This is a genomic window from Nocardia nova (genome assembly GCF_002933465.1).
Classification (GTDB): domain Bacteria; phylum Actinomycetota; class Actinomycetes; order Mycobacteriales; family Mycobacteriaceae; genus Nocardia; species Nocardia nova_B.
Genome location: NZ_PSZE01000007.1, coordinates 250,797 through 263,053 on the forward strand (window position 1 = coordinate 250,797; position 12,257 = coordinate 263,053).

Annotated in this window: 11 protein-coding genes and 2 tRNA genes; 3 read left to right on the forward strand and 10 right to left on the reverse strand. The window is 66.3% G+C overall.

Annotated features, from left to right (window positions below; all coding sequences use genetic code 11):
* Positions 1-29: 29 nt before the first annotated feature.
* On the reverse strand, positions 30-1,454 hold the full coding sequence (gene leuC, locus C5E41_RS11530) for a 3-isopropylmalate dehydratase large subunit (RefSeq protein ID WP_104375782.1): 1,425 nt from the start codon (positions 1,452-1,454) through the stop codon (positions 30-32).
* A gap of 234 nt (positions 1,455-1,688) precedes the next feature.
* On the opposite strand from leuC, the gene C5E41_RS11535 reads away from it, so the two are divergent.
* Both C5E41_RS11535 and C5E41_RS11540 read left to right on the forward strand, forming a co-directional pair.
* Entirely contained in the window at positions 1,689-2,390 is a 702-nt protein-coding gene (locus C5E41_RS11535) for an IclR family transcriptional regulator (protein ID WP_104375783.1), read from the forward strand.
* Positions 2,391-2,441: 51 nt separating this feature from the next.
* Positions 2,442-2,942 (forward strand): pyridoxamine 5'-phosphate oxidase family protein, encoded by a 501-nt coding sequence (locus C5E41_RS11540; protein WP_104375784.1) that lies wholly within the window; start codon positions 2,442-2,444, stop codon positions 2,940-2,942.
* Positions 2,943-2,997: 55 nt separating this feature from the next.
* Here the strand turns inward: C5E41_RS11540 and C5E41_RS11545 are convergent.
* The 4 genes from C5E41_RS11545 to C5E41_RS11560 all read right to left on the reverse strand — a co-directional run bounded on the left by C5E41_RS11545 (position 2,998) and on the right by C5E41_RS11560 (position 5,696).
* A tRNA-Glu gene (locus C5E41_RS11545) sits at positions 2,998-3,070 on the reverse strand.
* Between the two features lie 138 nt (positions 3,071-3,208).
* Positions 3,209-3,280 (reverse strand) — tRNA-Gln (locus C5E41_RS11550).
* Positions 3,281-3,450: 170 nt separating this feature from the next.
* A complete protein-coding gene (gene gltX, locus C5E41_RS11555; RefSeq protein ID WP_104375785.1) occupies positions 3,451-4,908 on the reverse strand; it encodes a glutamate--tRNA ligase in 1,458 nt (485 codons plus the stop codon).
* Positions 4,909-4,922: 14 nt separating this feature from the next.
* Positions 4,923-5,696: a fumarylacetoacetate hydrolase family protein gene (locus C5E41_RS11560; RefSeq protein ID WP_104375786.1), complete on the reverse strand. Its 774-nt coding sequence runs from the start codon at positions 5,694-5,696 to the stop codon at positions 4,923-4,925.
* Positions 5,697-5,861: 165 nt separating this feature from the next.
* Between C5E41_RS11560 and C5E41_RS11565 the strand changes: the two genes are divergently transcribed.
* Positions 5,862-7,037 carry an MFS transporter gene (locus C5E41_RS11565; protein WP_104375787.1) on the forward strand — a complete coding sequence of 392 codons (1,176 nt, stop codon included), beginning with the start codon at positions 5,862-5,864 and terminating at the stop codon, positions 7,035-7,037.
* A 228-nt stretch (positions 7,038-7,265) separates the two neighbouring features.
* Here the strand turns inward: C5E41_RS11565 and C5E41_RS11575 are convergent, their stop codons facing one another.
* From C5E41_RS11575 to C5E41_RS11595, 5 genes are all read right to left on the reverse strand, one after another.
* Positions 7,266-7,868 (reverse strand): Uma2 family endonuclease, encoded by a 603-nt coding sequence (locus tag C5E41_RS11575; RefSeq protein WP_104375789.1) that lies wholly within the window; start codon positions 7,866-7,868, stop codon positions 7,266-7,268.
* A gap of 238 nt (positions 7,869-8,106) precedes the next feature.
* Complete coding sequence (locus C5E41_RS11580) at positions 8,107-9,114, reverse strand: 3-isopropylmalate dehydrogenase (protein WP_104375790.1); 1,008 nt, start codon at positions 9,112-9,114, stop codon at positions 8,107-8,109.
* A gap of 286 nt (positions 9,115-9,400) precedes the next feature.
* A complete protein-coding gene (gene serA / locus C5E41_RS11585; protein WP_104375791.1) occupies positions 9,401-10,999 on the reverse strand; it encodes a phosphoglycerate dehydrogenase in 1,599 nt (532 codons plus the stop codon).
* A gap of 235 nt (positions 11,000-11,234) precedes the next feature.
* The gene (locus tag C5E41_RS11590) at positions 11,235-11,438 is read right to left on the reverse strand and encodes a cold-shock protein (RefSeq protein ID WP_063031338.1); all 204 of its coding nucleotides are present in this window, start codon (positions 11,436-11,438) and stop codon (positions 11,235-11,237) included.
* A 545-nt stretch (positions 11,439-11,983) separates the two neighbouring features.
* Positions 11,984-12,220 carry a cold shock domain-containing protein gene (locus C5E41_RS11595; RefSeq protein WP_104375792.1) on the reverse strand — a complete coding sequence of 79 codons (237 nt, stop codon included), beginning with the start codon at positions 12,218-12,220 and terminating at the stop codon, positions 11,984-11,986.
* Positions 12,221-12,257: the final 37 nt, after the last annotated feature.

A 12,257-nucleotide genomic window follows, 5' to 3' on the forward strand; every position in this document is an offset into this window, starting at 1 on the left:
CCTGTAGTCCTGAGGTGAATTCCGGCCGGTCAGTTCAGATCCGCCGGCGCCGACAACCGGCCCCGCACTGCCGTGGCAGCCGCGACCTGCGGCGAAACCAGATGCGTACGGCTGCCTTTACCCTGGCGTCCCTCGAAGTTGCGGTTCGATGTCGAAGCACAGCGCTGACCGGGAGAAAGCTGATCCGGATTCATTCCCAGGCACATCGAGCAGCCGGCCTGGCGCCATTCCGCGCCCGCCGCGGTGAAAATTTCGCCCAAACCCTCGGATTCAGCCTGGGCGCGCACCCGCATCGAGCCCGGAACGATCAACATCCGCACGCTGTCGGCGACCTTGCGGCCCTTCAAAACGTCCGCCACCGCCCGCAAATCCTCGATCCGGCCGTTGGTGCACGATCCCACGAAAACCGTATCCACGGGCACCTCACGAAGCGGAGTTCCGGGCTCCAAATCCATGTAAGTCAGTGCCTTCTCGGCGGCCGCTCGCTCGTTTTCGTCGGCGAAATCCTCCGGGTTCGGCACCACATCGCCCAGCGGGGCGCCCTGACCGGGGTTGGTGCCCCAGGTGACGAACGGCGTCAAGGTGGAGGCATCCAGGTGCACCTCGGCATCGAAGGTGGCGTCCGGATCGGTCTTCAGCGCCTCCCACGCGGCCACCGCCGCATCCCAGTCCGCGCCGGTGGGGGCATGTTCGCGGCCCTTCAGGAATTCGTAGGTGACCTCGTCGGGGGCCACCATGCCCGCCCGGGCGCCGGCCTCGATGGACATGTTGCACATCGTCATCCGCGCCTCCATGGACATGGCGCGCACGGCCTCGCCGCGATATTCGAGCACATACCCCTGCCCGCCGCCGGTGCCGATCTTGGCGATGACCGCCAGAATCACGTCCTTGCTCGTCACGCCGGGGGGCAACTGGCCATCGATATTGATCGCCATGGTCTTGAACGGCCGCAGCGACAACGTCTGCGTCGCCATCACATGTTCGACCTCACTGGTGCCGATACCCATCGCCAGCGCGCCGAATGCGCCATGGGTCGAGGTGTGCGAATCACCACACACCACGGTCATACCCGGTTGCGTCAAACCCAGCTGCGGGCCGACCACGTGCACGATGCCCTGTTCGATATCCCCCATCGGATACAGCCGGACGCCGAATTCCTCGCAATTACGCCGCAGAGTTTCCACCTGGGTGCGCGAGATCGGATCCGCGATCGGCTTATCGATATCGACCGTCGGCACATTGTGGTCCTCGGTCGCGATGGTCAGATCCGGCCGGCGCACCGGGCGACCCGCCGCCCGCAGCCCGTCGAAGGCCTGTGGGCTCGTGACCTCGTGCACCAGGTGCAGATCGATGTAGATGAGATCGGGTTCGCGCTGCGCCCCCTCTCCCGCACCCCGTACGACGACATGCTGATCCCAGACCTTCTCCGCCAGCGTGCGTGGCCGTTCGGCCATGACAACCACCTCCTGTGCCAGTTGCGACGGCTTCGCCGTCGCGATGTGCGACCCTTCGGGCCTCGATTTTTCCCTCCTCCGCTCAGTCGCCGCGCTCCCTCGCTTCGTCGGTCCAAAATCGAGGCGGCCGCAAACTCGCAGGTGGAAGCTCTGTCGAGGTCCACCAGGAGGTGCGTTTTCACATCGCGCGATCAGACTTGCCAATCTCACTATGCGAGACGCTAATATCGTTCTATGAGACAGCATAGCGGTATCGGGGTGCTCGACAAAGCCATGGCCGTGCTTTACGCCGTGGCCGAACAGCCGTGCGGACTCAACGAGCTGTGCACCCGCACCGGGCTGCCACGGGCCACCGCGCATCGGCTGGCTGTGGGGCTCGAGACCCATCGCATGCTGGCCCGCGACGCCGCCGGTTCCTGGCGGCCCGGCCCGGCGCTGTCAGAGCTGGCCACCACCGCCGAGGATCCGCTGCTCGACGCCGCCGCCATCATCCTGCCCCGGCTGCGCGAGATCACCGGCGAGAGCGTGCAGCTCTACCGCCTCGACGGGCACTCGCGCATCTGTGTGGCCGCGCTCGAGCCCACCTCCGGCCTGCGCGACACCGTCCCGGTCGGCGCCCGCCTCCCACTGACCGCCGGATCGGCCGCGAAGGTCCTGCTGGCCTGGGCCGATCCGGAACTGCAACGAGGCGTCCTGGCCGACGCGGTCTTCGGTGAGCGCGCCCTGGCCGAGGTCCGCCGCCGCGGCTGGGCACAGAGCGCCGCGGAACGGTCCGCGGGTGTGGCCAGCGTCTCCGCGCCGGTACGCGACGGGTCGTCCCAGGTGATCGCCGCGGTCTCGGTATCCGGCCCGATCGATCGCATGGGCCGGCGCCCGGGTGCGCGCTGGGCCGCCGACCTCGTCGCCGCCGCCGATGCCTTGCACAAGCGACTCTGATCCGGTCACGAGCTGTGATCCTGGCCATACGCCGTAAAGTATCGTGACCGCATGGGAGTGAACCAACGCGCACAGATCGTGATGTCCGAGACGGAGATCACCGAATTCCTGGAACGCAGCCGCATCATGACGCTGGCGAGCCTGGGCAAGAACGGAACACCGCATCTCACGGCGATGTGGTACGGCCTGGTCGACGGTGAGATCTGGTTCGAGACGAAGGGCAAGTCGCAGAAGGCGGTGAATCTGCGGCGCGATCCGCGCGTCACCGTGCTGGTCGAGGCAGGCGACACCTACGACCAGTTGCGCGGGGTGTCGATCGAGGGCCGCGCGGAGATCGTGGAGGACCCGGAGGCGCTGTTCAAGGTCGGCGTCAGCGTCTGGGAGCGCTACACCGGCCCCTACACCGAGGAATCGCGCCCGATGGTGGAGGCGATGCTGAACAAGCGCATCGCGATCCGCGTGGTGCCGGAACGGGTGCGCAGCTGGGATCACCGCAAGCTCGGTATGCCCGCGACGCCGCCGGGCGGATCCACCTGGCCGGTGCGGGACTGATCCGCACCCGGAAACGAGAAAAGCCCTCCAGCTCGCGCTGGAGGGCTTTCGAATGTAGCCCCGACGGGATTTGAACCCGCGCTACCGCCTTGAGAGGGCGGCGTCCTAGGCCGCTAGACGACGGGGCCAGAGGACTTCCCCTGAGGGAGACTCCGTGGATCTTTCGATCGAGGAGGCTCGGCAAGCTTAACCGGCCGAGACCCGGCGACCAAATTGCCGGGGATGCTGTTCCGTCTCGACCGAACGAAGCGAATCAACATTCTCCGCTGGGGTACCAGGACTCGAACCTAGAATGGCTGAACCAGAATCAGCTGTGTTGCCAATTACACCATACCCCAATGACCTGGGCTTTCAGCCTCTCCCCTGCCGGTTCGAGGCCCTCGTTCCGGGCCGAGAAGAAGAGTACCAAACCCCTCCCGTATCTATACAAATCGTCTGGTCAGAGCCACTTTTCATGACCTGCACGGCCCCGGGCCCCCCGATTCGGCAGGCACCGGGGCCGGTCCGGCTACGCCAGTGCGGACCGCAGCCGCCGCATGGTCACCTCACGGCCGAGCAGTTCCAGCGATTCGTACAGCGGCGGGCTGATGTGCGATCCGGTGACCGCCACCCGCACCGGACCGAAGGCCTTACGCGGTTTGAGCCCCAGATCGTCCACCAGAGCCTTTTTCAGCGCCTCCTCGAGCACCGGCGACGTCCATTCGGAAACACCCTCGAGCGCGGTGGCGGCGGCCTGCAACACCGGCAGCGCATCGGGTCCCAGATTCTTTTGCGCCGCGGCCTCGTCGACAGCAAACTCCTCGGCCGGCACGAACAGAAACTTCAATAGATCCCACGCATCACCGAGAACGACGATCCGGGTCTGCACCAACTCGGCCGCCGTGGCGAAAACTCGATCGTCCACTTCGGCGCCGATGTGCCCCTGCGCGGTAAGGAACTCCCGCAACCTTCGGGCGAAATCCCCGGCATCCAGCAAACGAATGTGTTCGGCGTTGATCGCATCCGCCTTCTTCTGGTCGAAGCGCGCCGGATTCGAATTTACTTTCGATATCTCGAACGCATCGACCATCTCCGCCATGGAGAAGACATCGCGGTCCTCGGCGAGGCTCCATCCGAGCAAAGCCAGGTAATTCAGCAAACCTTCAGGAATGAATCCACGCTCCCGGTGCGCGAAGAGATTCGACTCCGGATCACGTTTGGACAACTTCTTGTTGCCCTGGCCCATCACGAAGGGCAGATGACCGAACTCCGGGGTGAACTCCGCCACCCCGATCCGCTGCAATGCGGCATACAACGCCAACTGCCGCGGAGTGGAGGAAAGCAGGTCTTCCCCGCGCAACACGTGTGTGATTTTCATCAGTGCGTCGTCGACGGGATTCACCAGCGTATAGAGCGGATCACCGGTGCCGCGGGTCAGCGCGAAATCGGGCACCGTCCCGGCCTTGGCAGTGATCTCCCCGCGAACCAGATCGTTCCACACCAGATCGTGATCGGGCATCCGCAGGCGCACCACCGCCGGGCGGCCCTCGGCCTTGTAGGCGGCGATCTGCTCGGGGGTCAGATCGCGGTCGAAGTTGTCGTAACCGAGCTTCGGATCGCGGCCGGCGGCCCGGTGACGGGCCTCGACTTCGTCTGGGGTGGAGAAAGATTCATAGGCCTCACCGGCCGCCAGCAACCTCTGGACGACATCGAGATGAAGCTCACGCCGCTGCGACTGACGGTAGGGACCGTAGGGCCCGCCGACCTCCGGCCCCTCGTCCCAAGTCAGCCCGAGCCACCGCAACGCGTCCAGAATCGCGTGGTAGGACTCCTCGGAATCGCGTGCGGCATCGGTATCTTCGATCCGGAAGACGAAGGTGCCGCCGTGGTGACGGGCGAACGCCCAGTTGAACAGCGCGGTCCGGATCAGGCCGACATGCGGTGTGCCGGTGGGTGACGGGCAGAATCGGACCCGTACGTCAGTCATATTCCTTCTCTCGATCAACGTTTGGCGGCAACAGGATTGGTGAGGGTGCCGATACCCTGAACCGTCACGGATACGGTTTGCCCGTCCGTCATCGGTCCTACACCTTCCGGCGTTCCGGTGAGGATGACATCGCCGGGCAGCAAAGTCATCACCCCGGTGACCCACTCGATCACCGTCGGAATGTCGTGTAGCAGAAGTGAAGTCCGGCTGCGCTGGCGCACCTCACCATCGAGTTCGGTGGTGATCTCGAGATCGCCCGGATCGAGTTCGGTTTCGATCCACGGTCCCAGCGGGCAGAAGGTGTCGTAGCCCTTGGCGCGCGTCCACTGCCCGTCGTGGCGCTGCTGGTCACGCGCGGTCACATCGTTGGCGACGGTGTAGCCGAGAATGACGTCGGCGGCCCGGGCGGCCGGCACGTCCTTGCACGGGCGGCCGATCACCACGGCCAACTCACCCTCGTAATCGACCTGAGAGGAATTGGGCGGCAACAGGATCGGCAGGTTCGGCCCGACGATGGCGGTGTTCGGTTTCAGGAAGATCACGGGATCCTCCGGCGCCGGTCCGCCCATTTCCGCGGCGTGCGCGGCGTAGTTCTTTCCGACGCACACCACCTTGCTGGCCAGGATGGGGGCCAGCAGTCGCACATCGGCCAGCGGCCAGGTACGGCCGGTGAATGTCGGGGTACCGAACGGATGCTCGGCGATTTCACGAGCGATCTCGTCGGAACCGTCGGTTTCGATACTCACGAACGCGACCCCATCGGGGCTGGCAACACGACCTAGACGCATGGCGAAGAGTCTATCCACCTGCCCGAACGCGGCCGACCACCCGGTCTGCGACGGGCGGATGTGACGAATTTCTACTTGCCCACCCGCCGCATCCTGGGTGTACGGTAAGTGCCAGTTCACAGAGTAAGACTGTTATCCCAAAATATGAGATTTGAGGTGAGGGCGATGACCACCGTGACACACGTGCGGGCGACCCGGCGGTGGACCATGCTCGCGCTCGGAGTCTTCGCCCAGTGCTCGAGCGCGGTCATCGTGCACGGCACCCCGTTCCTGCTGCCGGCGCTGACCGATCGCGGAATGCCCTTGGCCACAGCGGGTCTACTGGTCGCGATGCCGACGGCCGGCCTGGTGTGCACGCTGATCGCCTGGGGATACATCGTGGACCGGGTGGGCGAGCGCACCGTCCTGGTCGCCGGTCCGGTCGTGATGTGCGTGGCAGGTGTGGCTGCTGCGACGGTGACGAACTACGGCATCCTGGGCGTGCTGCTGTTTCTGGCCGGTATGGGCGCTGCCAGTACCAACGGCGCGAGCGGGCGGGTGATCGTCGGCTGGTTCCCGGTTGATCAGCGCGGGCTCGCGATGGGCATCCGGCAGACCGCACAGCCACTGGGTGTCGCGATCGCGGCGATGTCGATACCGGCCGTCGCTGCCGCACACGGGTTTTCCACAGCGATCCTGGTGCCGGCGGCGATGGCGGGTGCCGCGGCGATCGGCTGTCTGATCGGGATCGTCGACCCGCCCCGCCCGGCGAGCAACGGCGCGCATCCGGACAACCCGTATCGGGGTGACTCCACGCTGTGGCGCATCCACGCGGTGTCGGTGCTGCTGGTGGTTCCACAGGCCACCCTGTGGACGTTCGCCTTGCTGTGGCTGCATCGCGATGCCGGGCTGTCGCTGCCGGTGGCCGGGGCGATCGTCACCGCGACCCAGATCCTGGGCGCTGCCGGGCGCATCGGCGCCGGTATCTGGTCCGACCGCGTCGGCAGCCGCCTGCGTCCGTTGCACACCGTGGCGATCGCGGCCGTGGTCTCGATGGCGACCCTGGCCGGTGCCGCCTGGTTGCACTGGTGGTGGGCGGCGATCCCGATCCTGTTCGCCGCGTCGGTGATCACCGTGGCGGACAACGGCCTGGCCTTCACCGCCGTCGCCGAAATCGCCGGCCCGTACTGGAGCGGCCGCGGCCTCGGCATCCAGAACACCGGCCAGAACCTGGCATCCGCCGCTGTCGCACCGATTTTCGGCGCTCTGATCACCGCCGCCGGCTTCCCGGCGACATATCTGGTCGCAGCGGTCATCGCGGCAGCCGCCGTGCCCATGGTGCCGATCGCCCGCAACCGCTGACGCCGGGTTCCCCACGGCCGCACCCCTTTCCGTCACGGTACGGAGCGCGGCCGTGGGGAACTTCACGCCGCCAACGACTTTCGGTTGTAGCTACAACCTGAACGTGATCGGACGCTGCTGACGGGCGACGGCCGGACGGCAACGGCAACGGCAACGGCAACGGCAACGGCAACGGCAACGGCGGACCGTTTCTCGATCGACGTCCGCCCTCCGATGCGGGCCGCCCGATCAGAACTCGATCAGCGCGGCCGGATCGAACTCGACCCGAAAAACCTTGTCCGCCTCGATATCAGCGTGGAAACTGCTTCCCTCGGCGACCGTCGGCTCCCATTGGTAGCCGTCGTCGCCGAGTACGGAGCGATGAATTCGGATATGCGGCTGATGCTCGATGATCCAATACTGCGGGATCCCGAGTGCCGCGTACTCGCGGACCTTACGCACCCGATCGGTGCGCTCACTTCCGCTTCCTGGCGAAACTACTTCGGCGGCGAGCAGCAACTCCGTACCAGGAATCAGCTTCGGCGTTTCATCCATGATCGCCGCACGCGCCACCTCACGCGGAATGACGAACACATCGGGCTTGCGCACGCCGCTGGGGGTGCTGATCTCCCACTCCCCGCCGTCACACACGAAGACATCCGCCTCGCCCAGACTACTGCGCAGAATTCCGGCCAGCCTCCAGCTGATGTAGGCGTGCCGAGCCCCCGCCGCCACCTCGATCAACCATCCGTCCTCGAGTTCCAGCCCTTTGCCGTCTTCCGGTTGTTCGTGCAAGTCGAGCACGGTGTACGGACCGAATCCGACGGCACCGGTGATGCGCTCCGCCGTCATACCGCCTCCAGGTCTTTGCACACACACATCGATGGCCTGCATCAGTTGCGCTCAATGCTAGCCGGTGGCGATCGACGGCAACCAGCGCGGCGATCCGAACCGCCGCGGTGGACCGGGGTCGTGTCCGGCCGCTCCGTCGCTCCCCGATGCCGAGCCGGCCGCGACCCGGCAGAGCCCGCTACGAACAATCCCCCTGTCGCGCAATCCACTTCGCGGCAGGGGGATCGGGGAGCAAAGCTCAGAGGGATGCGGCGATGCGGTCGCCGATTTCGACCGTGGAGGCGGTGCCGGTGCGGGCGGCGAGGTCCTTGGCTACCGCGGCTTCGATGCGGGCGGCTTCCTCGGACCGGCCGAGGTGGTTCAGCAGCAGCGAGACCGAGAGGATGGCGGCGGTCGGGTCCGCCTTGGACTGGCCGGCGATATCGGGGGCGCTGCCGTGGACCGGTTCGAACATGCTCGGGTTGGCGCCGGAGGCGTCGATGTTGCCGGAGGCGGCCAGGCCGATGCCACCGGACACCGCCGCGGCCAGGTCGGTGATGATGTCGCCGAACAGGTTGTCGGTGACGATCACGTCGAAGCGGCCCGGATCGTTGACCATGTGGATCGTCGCGGCGTCGATGTGCTGGTAGGCGACCTCGACCTCGGGGTACTCCGCGCCGACCTCGGTGACGGTGCGCTGCCACAGCGAACCGGCGAAGCTCAGCACATTGGTCTTGTGGACCAGCGTCAGGTGCTTGCGGCGCTGCTGGGCCTTGTCGAAGGCGTAGCGCACCACTCGCTCGATGCCGAAGCGGGTGTTGGTGGAGACCTCGGTGGCCACCTCGTGCGGGGTGTTCACGCGGATCGCGCCGCCGGTACCGGTGTACGGGCCCTCGGTGCCCTCGCGCACGACGACGAAGTCGATCTCCGGGTCACCGGACAGCGGGCTGGTGACGCCCGGGTACAGCTTCGACGGACGCAGGTTCACGTGGTGGTCGAGCGCGAAGCGGGTGTGCAACAGCAGACCGCGCTCGAGCAGGCCGCTGGGGACCGACGGATCACCGATCGCACCCAGCAGGATGGCGTCGTGCTGCTTCAACTCCGGCAGCACCGACTCCGGCAGCACCTCGCCGGTCGCGTGGTAGCGCTTGGCACCCAAGTCGTACTCGGTCTTCTCGACCCCGGGCACGACCACGTCGAGTACCTTGAGCGCCTCGGCGATGACCTCGGGCCCGATACCGTCACCGGCGATGACAGCCAGCTTCATATGACAACGCTCCGTTCGTTCCTGCTCGCGGCTCGCAACGCGTCTGCGGCCGAATCAGCCAAGGGCGGTCGATCGGCGGCGTAGCGCCCGGCCGGATCGCCGACACCGTCACACTATCGGTCCTGCGAATCACCCCGATAACCAGGGCAAGCCGCTCCCAATGAGTGAGATCGGACGGCACATCGGCCGAACGCACAATGCGCGCGAATCCTGCTCCGCACCATGGCGGTTGGATTCGCGCGCACTGTAACGTACTGCGGCCGAGCCGATTCCGGCCCGGAATACCTCAGCTCAGGTCGACCTGAACGACCTTCGCCGCACCCACGGCCTCGGCGATCGAGGACTGCACCTCGCCCGGGACGGATTCCTCGACGCGCAGGATGACCGTCGCGCCTTCCTTGTCGATGTCCTGGCTCAGCTGTGCGGCCTTGATGTCGATGGCCGCCTCGCCGAGCTTGGTGCCGATCTTGCCCAGCGCACCCGGGCGGTCGTCGTAGTTGAGGATCGCCAGGTTGAGGCCCTCGGCGCGCATGTCGTAGTTGCGGCCGTTGATATTGACGATCTTCTCGACCTGAGCGGGCTCGGTCAGGGTGCCGGCGACGTTCAGGGTGCGGCCGTCGCCGAATACGGCACGCAGGTCGACCAGGCTGCGGTGGGTCGGGCTCTCGCTGTGGGTGGTGACGGAGGCCTCGAGGCCCCGCTCCGCGGCCAGCGACGGGGCGTTGACGAAGGTGACCGCGTCCTCGATGTGCGCGGAGAACACGCCACGCAGCGCCGAGAGCTCCAGCACCGCAACATCTTCCGAGGACAGCTCGCCGCGCACCTGGATCTCGAGCGAGACCGGCAGCTCGTCGGCGAGGGCGCCCAGCAGCACACCCTGCTTGCGGACGATGTCCAGCCAGGGGGCGACGATCTCGCTGACCGCGCCACCGGCGACGTTCACCGCTCCGGGCACGAACTCGCCGGCGAGGGCGAGCTGTACCGACTTGGCGACATCGGTTCCGGCGCGGTCCTGAGCCTCGGCGGTGGAGGCGCCCAGGTGCGGGGTGACGACGACCTGCGGCAGCTCGAACAGCGGGCTGTCGGTCGACGGCTCGGTCTCGAACACGTCGATGCCGGCGGCGCGCACGTGGCCGGAGGTGATGGCGTCGGCCAGGGCCTGCTCGTCGATCAGACCACCGCGGGCGGCGTTGACGATGATGACGCCCTTCTTGGTCTTGGCCAGGGTCTCCTTGTTCAGCATGCCCTTGGTCTCAGGGGTCTTGGGCAGGTGGATGGAGATGAAGTCGGCGCGCTCGAGCACCTCGTCCAGGCTCAGCAGCTCGATGCCCAGCTGGGCGGCGCGGGCCGGGGAGGTGTAGGGGTCGTATGCGATGACCTTGGTCTCGAAGGCGGCCAGGCGCTGCGCGAACAGCTGGCCGATGCGGCCCAGGCCGATCACGCCGACGGTCTTGCCGAAGATCTCGACACCGTTGAACTTGCTGCGCTGCCACGTGTGCTCGCGCAGGGTGGCGTCGGCGGCCGGGATCTGGCGGGCGGCGGCCAGCAGCAGGGTGACGGCGTGCTCGGCGGCAGTGTGGATGTTGGAGGTCGGCGCGTTGACGACCATGACACCACGCTCGGTGGCCGCGGGCACGTCGACGTTGTCGAGGCCGACGCCGGCGCGGGCGACGATCTTGAGGTTCTTGCCGGCCTCGAGCACCTCGGCGTCAACGGTGGTGGCCGAACGGACCAGCAGCGCGTCGGCCTCGGGCACGGCGGCCAGCAGCTCGGGTCGATTGGGGCCGTCGACCCAGCGAACCTCGACACCGTCACCGAGCGCATCGACGGTCGACTGGGCGAGCTTGTCGGCGATCAGAACAACAGGACGGCCATTTTGGCTCACTGTGGGGCACTCCTGGGGAAAGAGGTCGGCATTTACCGCGGACCAGCTTAATGGTCGCGCTCCGGCGTCGGCGTACCGCCCGGTAGGCAGGCGCCCTCACACCGTCGCCGAACCAGGGCCGCGCGGTATCCGGCCCCGGACGCGAAGGAGCCCCGCATCTCGAAAGATACGGGGCCCCACTGTAAGTCGCGGACAGTTCACGCTACGTAAAGTGGCGCGCAGTCAGCGGACTCGATCAGAGAACGCTTACGTTCTGAGCCTGCGGACCCTTCTGGCCCTGGCCGATCTCGAACTGCACGCGCTGCCCCTCGTCGAGGGACCGGAATCCGCTACCGCTCACAGCCGAGTAGTGCACGAACACATCGGGACCACCGTCGTCCTGAGCGATGAACCCGAAGCCCTTCTCGCTGTTGAACCACTTCACTACGCCTTGCGCCATTTCATACCTTCTGTAGACGAGCCGAGCCGACCAACTTCACGGTCGGGCCGGTCTCAGTGATCCAGCCTGCCACGGACCGCGTCGTCGCGCCACTACAGTGGTCACCCCCCGGGGGGAAACCGCATCCGAAGCGATAAACCGGCTTTTCGCGTGGAGCGCGCCGTGATCGTCCCGTGATAGCGCGGCGGGCCGCGCCCGAGCCACCGCGACGAGCCGGCGGAAATCGTGCGCGCGACTGTCCGGCCGCAGAAATGGGTCGACCCCGGACACCGCGGTCCGGGGTCGGCCCGAGGTCGCGTCGTGCGACCGAAATCAGTGATCAGCCACCGAAAGAGCCGGTCCACAGGGTGTTGACCAGGCCGTGGAAGGCGGCACCCAGGGTGTCGAACAGGCCGTTCACAGCAGCACTACCGGTGTCGATGATAACGGGGATCATAAATACCTCTTCGTTGTTTCAATTCAGTCGTACAAACTGACGATCAACATATCGAGGGCCCATAAAGGCGCGTTAACCCGTTGTCGGGAAAAGTGATCTGCCCGACAGGTCACAGTTCGTGTGGCTCGGGCCACAGTCGACGCATCGGCTCGATTCGGACACCCTTGGCCTCCGGGCCCGCCTTGGTATGGCGTACGTCGAACTCGACGCGCTGGCCCTGTACCAATCGCCGGAAACCGTCGCCGTGAACCTCGGTGTATTCGACGAAAACTTCGGCTCCGCCGGCATCCGGGATTATGAAACCGAAGCCTTTCTCACTGTCGAACCACTTCACCGTGCCATGCAACTACGCTTCTCACTCACTTCTCGACGTCGGGCCAGGC